Source organism: Halalkalibacter oceani, from assembly GCF_040544555.1.
GTDB classification, from domain to species: domain Bacteria; phylum Bacillota; class Bacilli; order Bacillales; family Bacillaceae_D; genus Halalkalibacter; species Halalkalibacter oceani.
In genome coordinates this window covers 670,954-690,621 of the sequence record NZ_JBEPKD010000001.1, presented here as the reverse complement: position 1 = coordinate 690,621, position 19,668 = coordinate 670,954, and the positions used below count along the sequence as shown (strand labels likewise).

Here is a 19,668-nt window from a genome sequence, read left to right as displayed (position 1 = left end):
TAAGGTGTAAACTTAGGAACCGCCGTATACCGAACGGTACGTACGGTGGTGTGGAAGGTCGGCTACTCAACTAATGAGTAACCTCCTATCCGATTCATTCTCATTCGATATCTCCGCTCTTATTGCAAACGGTAGACGACGTCCACGCTTTGGGTGATTTGCACTTCTCCGGCTTCAATGATAGTAGAAGCACTGCTTGAATCGGCAGACTCTTCACGTCCTCCTGAAAAGTCCTGCGTTGGGAAATGCACTTGAGCGGCGCGGTCGGAGATTTGCAGAACCTCGCCCCGGGCTTTGCCGACGCTTTCCGCCATTACATCTGCTTTTGCTCTTGTTTTCTCAATCGCTTGCTTCATCGCTTCATGCTCTGCTGCTTCCGGATTTTCCAGCGCAAATTGGGTATGCTCAATTTGGTTCGCTCCAGCAGCTGCGGCTGCATCAATCAGCTCGCCTAACGTTGCTATTTCACGATATTCGATTCGTAAAATATGCTGAGCACGGTAGCGTTCATTTGTCGTTTCACCGTTTGGTGAATATTGATGCTCCGGATAGACATTAAAACGGGCCGTTTGAATATCCTCTTCCTGAATTCCATGTTCGCTTAACACGTTACGAACCGCCGTCATACGCTCGCCGACTTGCTTTTGCGCTTCTTCGGCAGAATCAGCAAGCGCCTGCGCACCAAGATGCACATAGGCCATATCCGGCTCCACCTTCACTTCGCCGACGCTATTGACAACGATCGTTCCTGTTTGTCCATTGCTTAATTCTTCCGCAGTTGTTGCCTGGTCAGAGGAAAAGCTGAAAACAACGAGAGCGAGTGCTGCGGCGCCAACGATGAAGCCGCCAATTTGTAAGCCTTTTTTCTTTTGTATCATTGCATTTGCCTCCTTTATGAAGAAATGATGTTTATCATAAAACGTCCGAAGTGAAAAGAAAGTTACGTGTTGCTCATTTATTTTTTCCGGTCGGTCTCTTCCTCGGACAGGATTCCTGCTTATTATAGCATCAGCTCCTTTATGAAGGGCGGAAATTTCGTAATATTGCATCAATTTATTCTAAAAAAGATCAAAAACCTTTCTTGGAATGATCATAAATTGGTCATTTTTGTCGAGTAGTGTATGAACCAGGCAGTTAGAAAAACTGTCATCAGAAAAAAGGAGGTGTACCCTGACAGAGCTGCTTTGCCGAAAACAATAAATTGAATTGATCTGAGGAGGAATAGAAATGGTGAAAAAATCAAACCAAAAGGTGTCAAATAATCAGAGACCGAAAAAGGTATTCCCACTACTTGTGACAACAGCGATGCTAGCCGGAACATTTGCTGCGGCCGGTGCCCCGGTATCAGCGGACGAGCTTGAAGCAAAAGCGAAAAATCATGGACAATTCGTCTCGGAAGCAGCAGTTGAAATAGACGGTTCAAATGAAAAAGGTAAGCTGATTCGAGAAATGGCGAAAGAGAAAAAGCACCTTATTGATAAATTCCCAAAAAATGAAGAAGGACAAGCTGATGACGAAGACGGTCAAACAGATGACGAGTCAGAAGCGCCAATTGACGAAGATGGGCAGACAGAGGACGAAGCAGAAGCACCAATTGACGAAGATGAGCAGACAGAAGAGGAAGTAGAAGCGCCGGTTGATGAAGATGGGCAAACAGAGGACGAAGCAGAAGCACCAATTGACGAAGATGAGCAGACAGAAGAGGAAGTAGAAGCGCCGGTTGATGAAGATGGGCAGACAGAAGAGGAAGTAGAAGCGCCGGTTGATGAAGATGCGCAAACAGAGGACGAAGCAGAAGCGCCAGTTGATGAAGATGGGCAAACAGAGGACGAAGCAGAAGCACCAATTGACGAAGATACGCAAACGGAAGAGGAAGTAGAAGCACCGGTTGATGAAGATGGGCAGACAGAAGAGGAAGTAGAAGTACCGGTTGATGAAGATGCGCAGACAGAAGAAGAAGTAGAAGCGCCAGTTGATGAAGATGCGCAAACGGAAGAAGAAGTAGAAGCGCCAATCGATGAAGATGGGCAGACAGAAGAGGAAATAGAAGCGCCAATCGATGAAGATGGGCAGACAGAAGAAGAAGTAGAAGCGCCGGTTGATGAAGATGGGCAGACAGAAGAGGAAGTAGAAGCACCGGTTGATGAAGATGCGCAAACGGAAGAGGAAGTAGAAGCACCGGTTGATGAAGATGCGCAGACAGAAGAGGAAGTAGATCAGTTTGATACGCTTATTTATGATACTTATAGCTCCATCATAAATGGGTATGCAGACCTGATCCAATTCCAAGGGCTTTATATCCAGAACCTCTTTGCTGAGAACGGTTCAACAGAAGATGGAACCGGGGAAGCCCCTGAAGTTCCAGTAGAAGAAGTAACGGAGGATCCTGTTGAAGTTCCAACAGAAGAAGGAACTGAGGAAACCCCAGAAACGCCGGTAGAGGAAGGTAACGAAGAAACGCCAGAAGCGCCGGTAGAGGAAGGTAACGAAGAAACGCCAGAAGCGCCGGTAGAGGAAGGTAACGAAGAAACGCCAGAAGCGCCGGTAGAAGAAGGTAGCGAAGAAACCCCAGAAGCGCCGGTAGAAGAAGGTAGTGAAGAAACCCCAGAAGCGCCGGTAGAGGAAGGTAACGAGGAAACGCCAGAAGCGCCGGTAGAGGAAGGAACTGAGGAAACGCCAGAAACGCCGGTAGAAGAAGGTAACGAGGAAGCTTCAGAAACACCGGTAGAGGAAGGTAACGAGGAAGCGCCGGCAGATGACGAAGCTTCTGAGCAAGCAGAGGAAGAAGTGGAAGCGCCTGTTACGACGTTGGATAAATTGGTTCATTATTACCAAGAGCTAAAAACAGCGTATTCCAACTTTATCTCATTTCTAAAATAAAAGAGTAAGACAGCTTTTGCAGATAAGCCCCTGGTAGAGTCATCTCTATCGGGGGCTTTTCTAACTATTTTTTTAAGGATGGCAAGGAGGGGAATGACTTGTATTCTCTTTTTTTGACAAACTTACTGTATTCTTCTTATGAAATTACCCCCTTGAAGGAGTTTAGGCCCGCTACCTTTCTGCTTAAGCTGGCCAGCGTTGTTTTAGATGGGAACGAATCTTTTTTTGTGAAGGTTCAGCAGCCTGAAAAGCGGGAAACGAAAGATAGATTTGGCCTGTTTGCAGGAAGACCTATATCAATCGACTCTTGTCGTCGTTTTTTAAATTGTCTATCTTATAAAAGGCGAATAGAAAAATAGGTTTGCTTTTAAGGGAGTGATCGGTATGCTAAAGATTTTGGTAGCAGACGATGATTTGAACATTCGGAATATTATCCTTCATTATTTAGAAAAGCAGTGCATGAATGTCCTTCATGCCGATAATGGAAAAGCTGCGCTTGAATTAGTCATAAACGAGAAGCCTGATCTTGTTGTTTTGGATTTGCTGATGCCTGAAATGGACGGCTATGATGTTTGCCGGGAAATAAGACGGCGCTCAGAGACGCCGATTATTATGCTGACGGCAAGCGGCGATGAATTTGACCGTGTGCTCGGTTTGGAGCTCGGGGCGGATGACTATATGACAAAGCCGTTCAGTCCACGTGAACTGGTGGCCCGGATCAAAGCGATTTTACGCAGAGCGGAAGGAACGCAGCAGTGCTACCATCCACCGTCTCAACAAGCAGCAACGTATGATTATGGTCAGATCTTGATTGATATTAACCGGCGGGAAGTGGTCGTGAAAGGTCAAAAGATTGCTCTTCGTCCGAAGGAATTCGACCTGCTCGTCTATCTGGCGAAAAACCCGGGAAACGTCTATACGCGGGAAGTACTGCTTGAACAAGTATGGGGATATGATTTCCTTGGCGACATTCGCACGGTCGATACCCATATTAAAAAAATCAGAGCGAAATTAGAAAAGGTTAACTGCGAAGCAATACATACCGTCTGGGGAGTCGGCTATAAATTTGAAGCTCCATAGGGTGGTTGCTTTTATAAAACATTCATGCTACCTTAAAGAGCGTGATTTACACTAACTATGGTTGATGGAAGGTGATGATTTCAGGCGCTGTACATCAGTGACTGTGGCTGACGATCTTTCTTGTGTCGCTGCACAATAGAACTTTATCGTCAGGCTTTCCATGCTGCTTTGGACTTGTTTTAGACAAGTTCATTTGAAAAGAGGAGCACACATGAAAAAGATTTTGAAAAGAACGGCTGTTGTAATCGCTATTTTACTCGTATTTATGTTTTTCAATAACAGCTCGTTTTTTGTAAGTCCAACTTCATCGGAGCCGCTTTTGCTTGCTCATCGCGGCCTTAGTCAAACATTCCCGCTGGAGGGAGTCGGAAATGATACGTGCACGGCGGAGCGCATCTATGAGCCGGAGCATCCGTACCTTGAAAATACGATCCCTTCAATGGAAGCTGCTTTTGAATTAGGGGCGGATATCGTCGAACTTGATATTCAGCCGACATTGGACGGGGAGTTTGCCGTTTTTCACGATTGGACCGTTGATTGCCGAACGGACGGGTCGGGAGTGACAAGGGAAATGACGATGGAAGAGCTGGAGCAGCTTGATATCGGCTATGGCTATACGGCCGATGGCGGAGAAACCTTTCCTTTTCGCGGGCAGGAGCCTGGACAAATCCCGACATTGAAGGAAGTGCTGGACACGTTCCCGGAGCAGGCCCTTCTAATTCATATAAAAAGCAATGATCCGACAGAGGGAGACATGCTTGCTGATTATTTGCTGGAGAACGGGAGAGACCTCGACACGGTTACCGTGTACGGCGGAGATGAGCCGGTTGCCCGCTTGAAGGAGCTGCTTCCTGATGTGCGGGTGATGTCAAAAGAAACGATGAAAGCTTGTCTTGTTCCATATTTGGCTGTCGGCTGGACAGGTTACATGCCGGCTGCCTGCGAAAATACGCAGCTCCACCTTCCTGAGACGATTGCGAAATGGCTCTGGGGCTGGCCAACGAAATTTGTTAACCGGATGGATGCTGCCGACACAAGGGTGATACTCGTCGCCGGGGATGGTGGTTTTTCCGAAGGCTTTGACTCTAAAGAGGATGCAGAACGTATTCCGCCTGATTATCACGGTGGAATATGGACGAACCGGATTGACAAATTAGTCGCTGAATAAGAATGAGGAGCTGGGCATAAGGGTGTTTTTCTACCTTTTGCCGAGACGCTGGAGGATGACTCGACGTTCGGGTCATTCTCTTTGTTAAATGATTAAGAAAGGATAGAAGTTTCGGGTGGATTCGAGGAAGGGCGGCGGCTTCGCACGTTACGCAGATGGCTGAAAAAAGCCCGATTTAAGCCATCCTTAAAAGATGGTAACGGCTCCGCACGCCGCTTCTAAGAAAAGCCGCTACGCGGTTTTCTTATGTGAATAAGTGGAAGGATTTGCCAGTTTCGTCTTGTCAAGCCGGAGCGTCTTTTAGTAAAATTGGAGATAGTAAAATGAGGTGACTTTATGACGCACCAATCGACTCCGCTTAAAACGAAAGAAACGCTGCTTGTGACAGCCGTCGCTTTAGGTATTTTGCTTAATCCGCTTAACACAACGATGATTTCCGTTGCCCTGGTTCGTTTGCAGGAGGAGTTTTATCTAACATTTGCCGATGTGACATGGCTGATTTCAACGTATTATTTAGTCAGTGCGATCGGGCAGCCTCTGCTTGGCAAATGGAGTGACTTGTTCGGCTGTAAAAAAGTATTTATGATCGGCTTGCTGCTTGTGACGGTGTCCTCGGCTCTTGCGCCGTTGTCACCGAGCTTCGGCTGGCTGATCGGCTTTCGCATTATTCAGGCGTTTGGCAGCTCGGCGCTGTTTCCGGCCGGTATGGGAATCATCCGTAACCGAATTACGTCACATCAGGCGAAAGCGCTCGTGATTATTTCGATCTTTTCCAGCACTTCGGCGGCTTTCGGCCCTTCGCTCGGCGGGCTTTTGCTGCATTACGGGGATTGGCCCCTTATTTTTTTATGTAATTTCCCGTTTATTATCGCCTCCTTTTTGCTCGCCTGGCGTCTGTTCCCGAGCGATCCCACACCATCACCCGGCGGCAAGGCGCGGATGGACTGGGGAGGGGTGGCGTTGTTTTCTGCGGCGATCTTCGTATGGCTGCTGTTCTTTCTTGAACTTGCTGAAGGCTTCAGCCCCTGGCTGCTTGCGCTTAGCGCGGCATTATCGCTTGTCCTCTACCGCTATGAACTGGACCGAAACGAGCCGTTTATCAATGTCGGTTTTTTGAAAAAAAATATGAATGTAACGCTGATTTATGCCCAGTATATTTTGACCAATATGGCATTTTATTCGATTATGTTCGGCGTCCCGTCCTATTTGCAGCAGGCGCAGGGGATGGATCCGCAAAAGACGGGGCTGGTTATGCTGTCGATTGCCGGCTTCAGCGTATTGGTCACTCCGATTGTCGGCCGCTGGATTGAACGGAGCGGCTCAAGGCCGTCGCTGATCGTCGGCACGGCGTCCGTCGTGGCAGGAAGCATGCTGATGCTTATTATTCGCGATCAAACAAGTGTCGCCGTCATTTTTCTCGTCCTATGTGTACTTGGTATCGCCAACGGCTTCAATAATTTGGGCATGCAGACGGCGCTTTATGATTTTGTTTCGAAGGAGGAAACCGGCATCGCTTCCGGGCTTTTCATGACCTCGCGATTTATTGGCACGATTTTATCTTCCAGTCTGCTGGCGGCGCTTTTCGGCCAGACGATCACGACCGGGAATATGCACAGTATGGCGTGGGTTTGCGCAGCACTGGGACTGGTGATGTTCGTCTTGACGCTGCGCCTGCCGCGGGCGGCATGAAATGAAACTAGATTCATAGTGAAGCTTTCGCTGCACCTAGAAACTCCCGTTGCTGTTATGCAGCCGGGAGTTTCTGTTTGCCGTGATATTTGGCCAATCATTTTTTCATTTTAATCCGTAGCCTTGCTTTAAAATAAACTCCTTTAATTTAATTCCGCGCTGTCGGCTCATGTAGTCTGAGATTTGCTTTGTCCAGCCTGTTGTCTTTCTGCCATTCGTCCGTTTCGTGTAATAGGCAGCTGATCGTTTTTCGTATTCTAGCAATCCTGTGGGAATATGCTCAGTCTGGTAGGTTTCTTCATGAATGACGACGTTGGCCGGCAGTCGCGGTTTCTGTTCCGGGATTTCGGCAGGATAGCCGAGACACATGCCAAATAAAGGGAAGGTGTAAGGTGGCAGCTTTAACAGTGCCGTCACCTCATCAAAATTATTGCGGATTTCGCCAATCATCACCCCGCCGAGTCCATAGGATCTGGCGGCGATCAATATATTTTCCCCGACCAGGGCGGTGTCGACAGCGCCGACAACAAGGTCGTTCGTTTCTTCAATATTCAGTGGTAAATTGTTCATTACACCAGCTTGATAGAGACGGTAGTAGTCGACGCAAAGAACGAGAAAAACGGGACAGTTCGCTACATATTTTTGCCCGGCGCATACGTTGGACAACGCTTGCTTTTTACCCGGGTCTTTCACGGCGATGATACTATATGCCTGGACATTGTGGCTTGACGGCGCCCATTGGCCTGAGCGGAGAATATCGTTGAGAACCGCTTCCGGTATGCTTTCATCCGTGTATCTTCTAATCGAGCGATGGCTTTGTAATAACTGTGTCACTTCATTCATCCGCCTTTTCCTCCTCTTCATTTTCTATCGCTTATTATAGAAGGAAGCACGGAGAACGTTGGTTGATTCTGTCAGATTTTCTTCCGTACTAATTTGAGGAAAAACAGTAGACGTGTTGTGAAATGATTGATCAGTTTGCTATGATGAAACCACTTTTGAGAGGTTGGAAAACTGTGGAGGGGAGAATGAGTGAATATGGATGAACTGGTAAAACAGCTTCCGATCGGCCTTGTCATAACCGGTGATCACGGCGCTATTATGTATCATAATGACCTGGCGTTCAGTATGGTAGCGGGCCAGCATGAAACCTTGATCGGATGCCCGATCTGTCAAGTGATCCCGGAAAGTAATATTATTAAGACGATCAAGAAGGCGCAGCCTTCGCTTTCCCTTGCAAACTCGAATAAAAAGAATCCAAAAATACTGTACGAGTATCCAGTTGAATGGGATGGGCAAAAAGCGGGCGCGACATTACTGTTTCACAGCAGCTTTGTTGAGCATATGGCTTATTTCGTTGACAAAATCAACGAGATGAAGCAGGAGCTTCAATTGATTATGAGTTTAGTTGGTGAATTAGTGACGATTACCGATGAGCAAGGAACCATTTTAAAGGTCAATGAAGCATGTGAGCGGATGATGGGCGTATCAAAAAAGGATTTCATCGGCAAACCAATGGATTTTCTTGAAAAAGAAAAGATTGTCAGCCATTCTTCAACGAAACAAGTGATCAAAGAAGGAAGAAAGGTCACGGTGACCCAAACGACGAAATCCGGAAGAAGGCTGCTCGTAACCGGTCATCCGATATTTAATGAAGAGGGAAAGCTGACGAAGGTGATCAATATTTCCAAGGACATTACCGAAACTGACCTGATTTCCAAGGAATTACAGGAAACGAAGAAATTGATTGACTATTATGAAAGTGAGCTCCACAAAAAAGAGACGAACGGGCAAAAGCCGCTTATCAAATCAAAGCAGCTAAAGGCTGTCTATGATTTGGCGGAGAGGATTCAGGATTTGGATTCAACCGTGCTGCTGCTCGGTGAAGCCGGCGTCGGAAAAAGGACGCTTGCGACGTATATTCATTCAACTTCAAAGGTAAGAAAAAATCATCCGTTTGTCGAAATCAATTGCGGGACGATTCCGGAAGCATTAATCGAAGCTGAATTATTTGGTCAGGTGGAAACGGGCGGGGAAGGAAAGCAAGTTGAAAGACAAGGCTGCATAAGAGAGGCGGATCAAGGGACGCTTTTTCTGAATGACATTGATGAATTGTCTCTTCCCGTGCAGGTGAAATTATTAAAAGTAATGGAGGAGAAAAAGGTGATTCCGGTAGGCGGTACCACCGCGGTAGATGTCGATGTCCGGATCATCGCGGCAACGGAAAGGGATTTGGAAGAAATGGTTCGGGCGAACCGATTTCGCAGAGAGCTGTACTATTTAGTAAACACTGTGCCGATCATCATTCCGCCATTACGTGAGCGTAAAGAGGAGCTGCCGTTTTTTATCCAGTCGTTTCTCGAGTATTATAATCGTAAATATCACTATGAAAAAAAGTTTGATAAAGAGGTGATCCAGGCTTTTTTGAAAAATGACTGGGCAGGAAACATTCGTGAATTGCAAAACGTGATTGAAACAGTGGTTGTCACCTCGGCTGATGATGAAATTACATTTGACCAGCTTCCTGACAAGATCAAAAACGCGACCTTAGCCAATGAGGACTTCTCCGGTCAAACATTAAAAACAGCGGTCGAAGAATTTGAAAAGAATATCATTGCGAAAGCATTAAAAAAATCAAGGACACTTAAGGAAGCAAGTATCGTTTTGGGAATTGATGCTTCAACGTTAACGAGAAAAGTAAAGAAATTCAAGCTTAAAATTGCAGAACCACAATGATAAATTGCGGTTCTGCAATTTTTTTGTAAGCAAGGATAGCAACAGAGATGTGGAGAGTTTTTATAAATGCCATCTTGCAAAAATGCAATCACCACAAATTTGGAAAAAGAATAGTGGCAAAAGATCTGACATAGTCTGAAGATTCATGAAATTTATTCAGTAAAATCATCATCAAGCAAAAAGAACATGAAAACAAGGAGTGTAGGCAGATGAAATTAGTCGGCGTCGATGTCGGAGGAACGTTCACAGATATTATGTACACAGATACAATCACGAAACTGACGTGGATCAACAAAGTTCCTACGACATTGGAGGATCCTTCAATCGGGGTCGTTCAAGGAATCATGGAGCTATGCGAGCGTGAAGGAATTGACGGAAATGAGATCGATCATGTGTTTCATGGCACGACGATTGCGACAAACGCCATTTTAGAAAATGATGGAGCGGTTACCGGGATGGTGACGACAAAAGGGTTTCGCGATATTACGCATATCGGCCGCCATCAGCGCCCACAAAATTATTCGATTATGCAGGAAATTCCGTGGCAGGACCGTCCCCTTGTGGCACGACGACATCGGAAAGTCGTCAGTGAACGACTCGTCTCGCCAAAGGGAGAGATTTTGACGCCGCTGAATGAAGAAGAAGTCCGGGCCGCCATCCAGGAGCTAAAGGCGGAAGGGGTAGAATCGATTGTTGTTTGCTTCTTATTCTCCTACATTAACCCGGTACATGAAGAGCGAGTGAAAGAAATCATAAAAGAGGAGTATCCGGAAGCATTTGTGACAACCTCGGCCGATGTATCGCCGCAGTTCCGTGAATTTGAACGCTTTACGACGGCATCAATTAACGGGTTTGTCGGGCCGAAGGTAAAAAAATATATCGACAATTTGAAAACAGGTCTAAAAAAAGCGGACTTGGAAGCGGACCTTCATATCATGTGCTCCAATGGCGGGGTCGGCACGGCGGAAACCGTAGCTGCCAAGCCGGTTAATACATTGCTTTCAGGTCCGGCAGCCGGAGTGCTTGGCGGAAGCTGGTCCGGTGAACTGTCCCAGAAGCAAAAGCTGATTACGTTTGATGTCGGCGGTACAAGTGCCGATATCGGCATCATAACCGAGCAGGGCATTGATGAATCCTCGGCAAGAGATACGTGGATCGCCGGCTATCCGGTGATGGTGCCGATGATCGACATTCATACAATCGGCGCGGGCGGCGGCAGCATCGCTTACGTTGATCAGGGAGGAGCGTTTAAAGTCGGGCCGCGCAGCGCCGGCTCAAGACCGGGACCGGCCAGCTATGGACATGGCGGTGCGAAGCCGACAGTGACCGACGCTAATGTTGTCCTCGGCCGCCTCGATGAAAGCCATTTTCTTGGCGGCTCGATGAAGATTTACGCCCAGGAAGGTTTTCGCGTCATGGAAGAGCTCGCCTCACAGCTGAACTTGTCAGTCAATGAGACGGCTGAAGGCATCTTAACGATCGTCAACAACAACATGGCCAATGCGATTCGCGAGAAGACGATTCAAAAAGGACATGATCCGCGTGAATTTACGCTCGTCGCCTTTGGTGGGGCAGGACCTCTCCATGCAGTTGATGTCGCACGCATTCTCAATATCCCGGAAGTCATCATTCCCCCGCATCCGGGGATTACCTCGGCGACGGGGCTGCTGACGACTGATTTGAAATATGATTTGATCAAAACGGAATTCATGCGCAGTCCGGAACTGGATTTAGAAAAGCTGAACACGGATCTCGACTTATTAAGGAAGCAAATTATCGGGCAACTAAAAGCAGACGGCTTAAGCGCCAACGAAATCGAGCTTGCTTTTACAGCAGATTGCCGCTATGTCGGTCAAGGCTATGAATTACGCGTCGCCTTGCCGCAAGGTGACATAACGACGGACAACATTGAAGAAACATGGACTGCTTTTCATCAGCTTCACCAGGCGGAGTATGGTCACTTTTTTGAAGGAAGTCCGATTGAAATTGTCAATGTCCGCGTAACAGGCAAAGGGGCGATGCCGAAAATTCAACCGCCAAGCGTTTCAAGCGACTATACAGTGGAAGAGGCGTTAATAAAAAAAGGAAAAACGGTTTTTCGCAAGGATGGCGAGTTAAAAGAAATCGAAACGAGCTTCTATCAGCGGGAAAAACTGCCGGCTGGAGCAGTGATTGCCGGTCCGGCGATTATCTTCCAAAAAGACACGACAACGATTATGCCACCTGACTGTCAAGCGCTCGTCGAGGAAAATGGAAACATGATGATTACGTTAGGAGGAGGAGCAAAATGAGTGTACTAGAAAGCAAGGCGGCGATTGATCCGATTACCTCACAGGTGATTCAGGGAGCATTGGAAAACATCGCGATCGAGATGGGTCATAAGCTAGCGCGGATGTCCTATTCCAGTATTATTCGCGAATCCGAGGATTTTGGCTGCGCCCTCGTCGATATGAATATGCAGCAGCTTTGTGAATCAACCGAAAGTACACCATTGCAGTCCGGTCCGATCCCAGGTTATGTAAGGGGGATTAAAAAAATCTTTGCGGAAAGGGGACAGGAATTCGCCCCTGGGGATGTCATTATGCACAATTCCACTTATCATGGGGCCTCGCACGGTCCAGATATTGGAATTTGTATCCCGGTATTTTATGAAGGGCAGCTGATCGGCTTTTCAGTGACGACGGCTCACCATCTTGATATTGGTGCGTTAACGCCAGGGAGCTGCGGAATTGTCGATGCCGTTGATGCCTATGCGGAAGGCTTGCAATTTAAAGCAATCAAAGTCTATGAGAACGGTCAAAAAAATGAGCAGGTATGGAGCATGTTAAAGGATAATATCCGTGCTTCGGCAATGGTGGTCGGGGACATTGAGGCCCAAATTGCTGCCGCCCGGATCGGTGCGGAACGATACATTGACATTATTGAAAAGTATGGAATCGAGACTGTGCTTGCCGCGAGTGAAGATTTAATGAAGTATTCGGAAACGATGCTGCGAAACGCGATCGAAAATTTACCGGATGGCACCTATCAAGCAGAAGGCTTTTTAGACGGCTACCTCGACAGCGATGATCCGGCTGAGAAAAACTTGAAAATTGCCGTTGCGCTTACGGTAGAAGGAAGCAGCATCAAAATCGATTTAACGGGCACCTCCCCGCAAATTAACAAGCCGATCAATATGCCATTTGAGGGAACGGTTGACTGCGCAATTTATTTAACGCTGCGTTCGATACTCCTGGACTCGGAAACTTATGGACATATTCCGCAAAACGCCGGGCTGATTCGGCCGATTGAGATTTACGCCCCGAAAGGAACGTTATGTAATCCGATTTTCCCGGCGCCAACGATTGCCCGTTTTTGTCCGGGAAACCTCGTCGCCGACACGCTGATGAAAGCACTTGGTGAAGTCGTGCCGCATCAGGTCAGTGCCGGAGTCGGCAATTTACAGGTCGTTTCCTACAGCGGATTAAATGAAGAAAATTATTGGGTGTTCATGGACATCATGGAAGGCAGCTACGGCGGAAGAAACGGACAAAAAGGAATGGATGCTGTTGATACGTTGTACGCTAACACCCGAAATAACCCGATTGAGGACATTGAATCGCATTATCCGCTGCGCGTCAATCGCTATGAGCTGCGGGAGGAAGCATGCGCCGCCGGGAAAGATCGCGGCGGAATCGGCTCGATTAAAGAAGTGACTTTTTTAGAAGATGGCAGCTTGTCGATTGAAGCTGATGGTCATCATTTTGCACCGTGGGGGTTTCTTGGAGGGAAGGATGGCTATGTCGGCGGAGTGATTTTACATCCAAACACAGAACGCGAGCACCATTTACCTTCAAAAATTCCGAACACGCGTATGAAGGAGGGAGATACGATTCAGCTCATCGGGCCGAGCGGTGGAGGGTACGGGCATCCTTATGAACGTCAGCCGAAGCTTGTGCTTGAGGATGTCATCGACGAATATATCACGGTCGAAATGGCGGAAACACAATACGGCGTCGTGATTGAAAACGGACAAATTAATGAAGAGAAAACGAGAGCTTTACGTGGCGCATAAGTGTCTTACGAATAAAACAACAACGACATTAGAAACAGGAAAGGGCGTAGGATGAAACAATTATTCCGGGTTAATCGTCAGCGCATGATGAAACGGTTGGAACAACTAGCAGAGATTGGCAGAACAGCAGAAGGGGGGGTGACGCGAGAGGCGTTAACAATCGAAGATCATCAGGCACAAATGCAGGTGACGAAATGGATGGAAGAAGCGGGATTAACCGTTTATCACGATCATTTTGGTAATCTAATCGGCCGGAAAAACGGAAACAATCGACATGCACCAGCGGTAATGATCGGCTCGCATATTGATACCGTTCCGAATGGAGGGATGTTTGATGGCACCGTCGGGGTGATCGCCGGTATCGAAATCGCGCAAATTTTAAAGGAAGCGGCAGTCACGCATGATCACCCGCTGGAGGTCGTCGCTTTCCTTGACGAGGAAGGAACCCGATTTTCCGGTGGATTGTTCGGCAGCCGCGGGATGGTCGGAAAAGTCAGCCAGGAGGAATTATGGAAAACGGATGAAGCGGGGGTGAGCCGTCTTGAAGCGATGCGTTCCTTCACTCTGGAGCCGGAAAAATGCGGGGAAAGCGTTCGTGGCCCGGGTGAGGTGAAAGTCTATCTTGAAATGCACATTGAGCAAGGCCCGTTTTTGCAGGCGGTGAACGAGCCGGTAGGAATTGTCAGAGGGATTGCTGGTCCGGCCTGGTTTACAGTGAAATTACGTGGAGAAGCCGGGCATGCCGGTACGGTTCCGATGTCATTGCGGATTGATCCCGTCGCCGGCGCGGCGGAGCTGATCGCGAAAATTGAGCAGATTTGTTCGCAGGAGGCGGAGGCGGCGACCGTCGGGACGGTTGGAAAGATTAGGGCATTTCCCGGCGGAGCGAATGTCATTGCCGAAGAAGTACAGTTCAGCCTTGATATTCGCGATACCGATTTGGAGAGAAGAACAGCGCGAATAGAGGAGGTTAAAGCAGCGGCGCACGCTATTGCAGAAAAGCGCGGCTTACAGCACGAGTTAATTTGCCATCTTATTCAGCCGCCGGTTGAGTGCTCCGAGCATGTGGTAGCAAGAATGCAGGAAGCAGCGAAGTCACTCGGATACGCGCCGCCGTTGATGATAAGCGGTGCCGGCCATGATGCGATGATGATGAAAGAGATCACAGATATGGGGATGATTTTTGTTCGCTGTCAGGATGGAATCAGCCACAACCCGAAGGAGTGGGCGGAGATTGAGGACATCTCCAAGGGAGCTTCGATCCTGCTGGAAACGACGTTGCATTATCTTGCTTACCAATAAAATAAGCAGTATGGAGGGAGTTTATACGATGAGTCAGAAAAGAGAAGTAAGTTTACAGGGAAAAGATATTATGCCTACTTTAGACAAGGAAAGAAATATTTCGACTTTCGGCTTCTTCTTCTTATGGGTAGGGATTGCCGTACAGCTTGCGACTTTTACGACGGCAGCTCAGCTTTACCCCTCCTTATCTCCAGGTCAGATCGTAACCGCGGCGCTGTTGGGAAATTTAGTGGTTGCCGCGTTGCTCGTGCTGCTCGGTGACTTCGGGATTAAATACGGGATTCCGTACGCGGTTTATATCAGGGCGTGCTTCGGTTATTTAGGGACCCACATTCCTGCGACAGTCCGGGCGATTCCAGCCATATTCTGGTTCGGTTTTCAAACATGGATGGGGGCCTTCGCCTTAAATGAAATTACGACCATTCTTTTTGATTATTCCAATTTGACCTTGTTGATTATCTTATTCGGTGCGATCCAGATTATTAATACAGCAATGGGAATCGATGCAATTAAAAAGTTTGAAATTTTGGCGGCTCCAAGTATTTTAATAATCGGAGTCTACTTGCAGTATTTAATTATGACCCAATTCGATATCACCTTCAGCTCGCTTTTCGCCCTTGAAGGTGATGGAGGGCTTTCACTTGGATACGGCATCGTTGTCTTCATGGGAATGTACATCACGATGGCCCTTAACGCCTCAGATTTCACGAGATTTTTGAAAGTAAAAAACGCGGATAAGAAAGGCTCGTGGTTTAAAGCGAATAAAGGGAGTGCCGTGAGTCAAGTGTTAGGCTTATTAAGCTCGATGATTTTGTTTACGATTATCGGCATGACCAGCGGCGTGGCGACAGGCAACTGGAATCCGATTGAGACGATGACCGCCGTTCTCGGAGAAGGCAGCCCGCTTGTACTTGTGCTTTGTCTCGCATTTGTTATTTTGGCCCAGTGGTCGACGAATATCAGCGCGAATTTACTCCCGCCTGGTTACATTATTGTCAATTATTTTCCGAAGAAGATTACATTTGCAACGGGGGCGATCATTGCCGGCACGATCGGCTTAGTGATGCAGCCGTGGGCGTTCGCCGATGCCCTGCCGCAAATTTTGATCATCATCTCCGCTCTCTTATCACCAATTGCCGGCATAATGTTTTGCGACTATTACTTCCTGCGCAAGCGCCAGCTTAATATCGAGGAGCTGTATCAATCCGGAGGGCAATATGAATATTGGAATAATGTAAACCCGGCCGCGCTGATTGCTTATGTCCCGGCAGGTCTCTCTGTTTTCTTTTTTCCTGACTACGGATTCTTTACAGCGTTTCTTATTTCAAATGCCCTCTATTACCCGTTGATGAAATTTTGGATTGCGAAGAAATACTACCAGCCGGAAATTTTCGGGAAAATCGAAGTTCAGCATTCATTGGCGCAGCAGCAGCCTGTTGAAAAGAAGGAGGCAATATAACGTGAAAATAAAAGTCATCAATCCGAATACGACGTGGGAAATGACAAAGGGCATCGCCGACGCTGCTGAAAGTGTCAGGCGTCCGGATACGCAGATTATCGCCGTCAGCCCGGAAATCGGCCCAGCCTCAATTGAATCCTTTTATGATGAATATTTAAGTATTCCCGGTGTGCTTGAAGAGGTGAAAAAAGGAGAGGAGGAAGGAGTCGATGCTTATGTGATTGCCTGCTACGGAGACCCGGGCCTGCAGGCAGCGCGAGAAGTGACGGAAGCCCCCGTAATCGGCATTGCGGAAGCTTCCTTGTATATGGCATCAATGCTCTCCGCCCGTTTTTCAATTGTAACTGTGCTGCCAAGAATTAAGACGATGCTTGAAGAGCTTGTTGACGGCTATGGCATGAGCAAGCGTGTGCTCAATATCCGGACGACACCGATGTGCGTCCTTGATTTCGAACGTGATCCAGAGAGAGGAATGGAGCTCCTGCGACAGGAGGGACGCAAAGCTGTTGAAGAGGAGAATGCCGAGGCGATTCTACTCGGATGTGCGGGGATGGCTGAATTTGCCAATGAGTTAGAAGAGGAATTGCAGGTGCCGGTTATTGACGGTGTGGTCGCCGCAGTGAAGTTTGCCGAAGCGATCGTCGACCTCGGAAAAACGACGAGCAAATTAAAAACCTATAAAGCACCTGAAACAAAACAATTTATCGGAATGCTCGCCCCGTTTGGAAGCAAGGCGTAACCTTTGACTCAAAGGCTTACCACGAAAAGGGAATGTTTTTCCTTTTCGGGTAAGTCTAAACATTTTTATTCGTAATCTCCCTGTATATTTTCTTCGAGTTTAAAGAAGGTTCCAGGCCAAATTCCTCCAAGGTCGCTTCAAGGCGTGAATAGAGCTTCAATGCTTCTATCTTTTTATCCAATTGCCTGTAGACATTCATTAATTGGTAATATGTTTCTTCCACCGTCGGGTTGACTTCAATCATTTTCTGAAAGTAGACGGCGGCTTGATCAAGGCGTCCGGATTTCAAGAACTGGGACGCTCTTGTTAAGAGACAGGTATGGACGCTCTGCTGCAGTTCTTCGCGTTTATGAAAGCTCCAATGATAGTCCTCTTGTTCCAAATAGGCGCCTTTGTATAAGGAAAAAATCGTCTTATAGTTTTTTTCCGAATTTCCAGCAGGTTCCTGCTGGAGCTCCACTAGAGCTTGTTCAATGGTCTGAATGTCAGATTGATAGGCAGTCAGGGTAAACTGATACTGACTCCCGGTCCTTTTAATAACATGGTCGTATCCAATTTCGCGAAAAGCTTTGCGAAGCAAAGAAATACAAGTGTGAAAATTCACCTTTGCTTTCTCGTCAGGCAGCTCGGGCCAAAGATCATCAAAAATTTTCAGCCTATCCACAGGGGCATGCTGGTGAAGCAAGTAAGCGAAAAGCTCCTTCACTTTATACGTTTTCCAGGCAAGCGGCTCTCCTTTATAATAGACTTCAAAAGATCCGCAGCAGGAAATGTAGAGCTCCGGGCTGTGTGTTTCGTCATGTTTGATCAACCGATTCATCGTTTTCAAAAGCCGTTCCTTGGTAATCGGCTTGACTAAATAATCGACGACGGTATCCAGTTCAAAGGCACCGACAGCATATTGAGTGAAAGCGGTGACAAAGACAATCTTTATTTTCTCATTTCGTTCACTGATTTTCTTGGCAAATTCAAATCCATTCACCTCTGGCATTTCAATATCCAGAAAAATGACATCAATTTTCGACAAGTCGTTGATCGTAAAGACTTGCATTGGGTCCTGGAAGCGCGCCGATACATATACTTGAGGAATTTCATTTAAATAATGTTCTACTAGTTTTATCGCGTGTATTTCATCGTCGATAATGATGACATTAAGCAATACGTTTGCCTCCTCTCCTTCTCCTTCTATTAGTAGATATCGTATCAAATTAATCTCAAAAACAAAATCAATCCATTCCAAATTCCTACTCATTCTGCGACATAATACTCTATTATACCTAGAAAAAGTCTATGCTTTGACAGAAAACAACATATTTCAGTTTTTTTTAAGTGAGGCTGTAGTATGATGAGCCTAATCGACACGAATTGAACGAATGGGGCATTTTTCGGGAAGGGAAGGGCGAAAATTGGCATTTTTCATCTGTCTGATTTTAATTACATTAACAGCAAGAATGGCGTTTTATTATAAAAGAAAACGGAAAATATATCGAAAAAAGCAGCAAATCAAGCAACGGCTGATTGATTCGCTCAGGACGAACGAAGGGGGAATTGTCTATGACAAAAGTAATTGCAATCACCTCAGGTAAAGGGGGAGTCGGCAAAACGACAGTGACGGCGAATGTTGGGGCGTCCCTGGCACTAATGGGGAAAAAGGTATGTGTCGTAGATGCAGATTTCGGTTTATGTAATTTGGACATTCCTCTCGGATTGACCAATCGCATTATTTTTGATTTGTTTGATTACTTCAATCACACCTCTCTTTCATTGAAAAGCGTGTTAGTAAAGGATAAATATATACCAAATTTTTATTTGCTTCCTGGGAATAAAAAAGGCTCGTTTGTTGAGCATGATCCTGTCTTACTTCACCAAGTAATCTCCGAGATTCGAGAAAGCGGACAATTTGATTACGTGTTGATTGATTCACCTTCCGGCATTGAAAAAGGGTTCGACACGGTCATTCAATCTTCAGATGAAGCGATTGTCGTCACGACTCCGGACTTAATCGCTTTGCGTGATGCTGACAGAGTAATCGGTATTCTTGAAGAAACCATTCGATTCTCTTCTTCCTTAGTGATCAATTGGTACAATGAAAAAGATGGAAGGCTGAGTATTGATGATGTCGTGCAAACGTTGGCGATTCCGTTACTTGGCACGATTTTGGAAGATGAAGCGATTATTACTTCAGTTCAACGGGGTAAAGTGATTACGCTGCAACCGGAGTTGGAAGCAGGAATGAGATTTCGCCAAATAGGCAGAAATATAATAAAGCAGGAAACGAAAGCGTACGAACCAACTAAAAGCATGAAGAAGCAGGCACATTTAATTCCGCTTCCTTTAAAGCTGATGAAGCACAAGCGTAGCAAAAACGACCATTTTGTTAGAGGCATGGCTCGTTAGAAGACGGTAGCGATTTCTCCGGCAAATAATACGCCGGAGTTTTTTTGTTGCACGTTTAAAAGAAAACGGAAGAAAGAACTGAAGGCGGACTCTATTTTTTGCGATACCGTAATCCACCGTCTTGCGCTTTCCGATCTCTTCTCTTGACCTCTCATTGGAAACCT

Annotated in this window: 14 protein-coding genes; 11 read left to right on the top strand and 3 right to left on the bottom strand. The window is 46.8% G+C overall.

All coding sequences use genetic code 11. The features are described 5' to 3' along the window. Positions 1-119: 119 nt before the first annotated feature. On the bottom strand, positions 120-878 hold the full coding sequence (locus ABMB67_RS03435) for an SIMPL domain-containing protein (protein ID WP_354571114.1): 759 nt from the start codon (positions 876-878) through the stop codon (positions 120-122). A gap of 349 nt (positions 879-1,227) precedes the next feature. Here ABMB67_RS03435 and ABMB67_RS03430 point away from each other — a divergent pair, with 349 nt between their 5' ends. The 4 genes from ABMB67_RS03430 (at position 1,228) to ABMB67_RS03415 (ending at position 6,817) form a co-directional block, all read left to right on the top strand. Next, entirely contained in the window at positions 1,228-2,880 is a 1,653-nt protein-coding gene (locus tag ABMB67_RS03430) for a hypothetical protein (RefSeq protein ID WP_354571113.1), read from the top strand. Between the two features lie 378 nt (positions 2,881-3,258). Continuing rightward, entirely contained in the window at positions 3,259-3,960 is a 702-nt protein-coding gene (locus tag ABMB67_RS03425; protein WP_349775604.1) for a response regulator transcription factor, read from the top strand. 211 nt (positions 3,961-4,171) lie between these two features. Beyond that, positions 4,172-5,128, top strand: a complete 957-nt coding sequence (locus ABMB67_RS03420; protein ID WP_354571112.1) for a glycerophosphodiester phosphodiesterase family protein — start codon at positions 4,172-4,174, stop codon at positions 5,126-5,128. A 336-nt stretch (positions 5,129-5,464) separates the two neighbouring features. Further along, positions 5,465-6,817 carry an MFS transporter gene (locus ABMB67_RS03415; RefSeq protein ID WP_354571111.1) on the top strand — a complete coding sequence of 451 codons (1,353 nt, stop codon included), beginning with the start codon at positions 5,465-5,467 and terminating at the stop codon, positions 6,815-6,817. Positions 6,818-6,922: 105 nt separating this feature from the next. Here the strand turns inward: ABMB67_RS03415 and nfsA are convergent, their stop codons facing one another. Then, a complete protein-coding gene (gene nfsA / locus ABMB67_RS03410; RefSeq protein WP_354571110.1) occupies positions 6,923-7,660 on the bottom strand; it encodes an oxygen-insensitive NADPH nitroreductase in 738 nt (245 codons plus the stop codon). Between the two features lie 195 nt (positions 7,661-7,855). Between nfsA and ABMB67_RS03405 the strand changes: the two genes are divergently transcribed. From ABMB67_RS03405 to ABMB67_RS03380, 6 genes are all read left to right on the top strand, one after another. Then, positions 7,856-9,553 (top strand): sigma-54 interaction domain-containing protein, encoded by a 1,698-nt coding sequence (locus ABMB67_RS03405; RefSeq protein ID WP_354571109.1) that lies wholly within the window; start codon positions 7,856-7,858, stop codon positions 9,551-9,553. A 209-nt stretch (positions 9,554-9,762) separates the two neighbouring features. Next, positions 9,763-11,844, top strand: a complete 2,082-nt coding sequence (locus tag ABMB67_RS03400; protein WP_354571108.1) for a hydantoinase/oxoprolinase family protein — start codon at positions 9,763-9,765, stop codon at positions 11,842-11,844. Continuing rightward, on the top strand, positions 11,841-13,607 hold the full coding sequence (locus tag ABMB67_RS03395) for a hydantoinase B/oxoprolinase family protein (protein WP_354571107.1): 1,767 nt from the start codon (positions 11,841-11,843) through the stop codon (positions 13,605-13,607). The genes ABMB67_RS03400 and ABMB67_RS03395 overlap by 4 nt, the downstream gene beginning before the upstream one ends. A 51-nt stretch (positions 13,608-13,658) precedes the next feature. Continuing rightward, complete coding sequence (locus tag ABMB67_RS03390) at positions 13,659-14,909, top strand: M20 family metallo-hydrolase (protein ID WP_354571106.1); 1,251 nt, start codon at positions 13,659-13,661, stop codon at positions 14,907-14,909. 28 nt (positions 14,910-14,937) lie between these two features. Continuing rightward, on the top strand, positions 14,938-16,368 hold the full coding sequence (locus ABMB67_RS03385) for a cytosine permease (protein WP_354571105.1): 1,431 nt from the start codon (positions 14,938-14,940) through the stop codon (positions 16,366-16,368). A gap of 1 nt (position 16,369) precedes the next feature. Beyond that, positions 16,370-17,107: an aspartate/glutamate racemase family protein gene (locus ABMB67_RS03380; protein WP_354571104.1), complete on the top strand. Its 738-nt coding sequence runs from the start codon at positions 16,370-16,372 to the stop codon at positions 17,105-17,107. A 55-nt stretch (positions 17,108-17,162) separates the two neighbouring features. On the opposite strand, the gene ABMB67_RS03375 is transcribed toward ABMB67_RS03380, so the two are convergent. Then, on the bottom strand, positions 17,163-18,266 hold the full coding sequence (locus ABMB67_RS03375; RefSeq protein WP_354571103.1) for a response regulator: 1,104 nt from the start codon (positions 18,264-18,266) through the stop codon (positions 17,163-17,165). Positions 18,267-18,661: 395 nt separating this feature from the next. On the opposite strand from ABMB67_RS03375, the gene minD reads away from it, so the two are divergent. Continuing rightward, the gene (minD, locus tag ABMB67_RS03370; protein ID WP_251222534.1) at positions 18,662-19,504 is read left to right on the top strand and encodes a septum site-determining protein MinD; all 843 of its coding nucleotides are present in this window, start codon (positions 18,662-18,664) and stop codon (positions 19,502-19,504) included. Positions 19,505-19,668 lie beyond the last annotated feature (164 nt).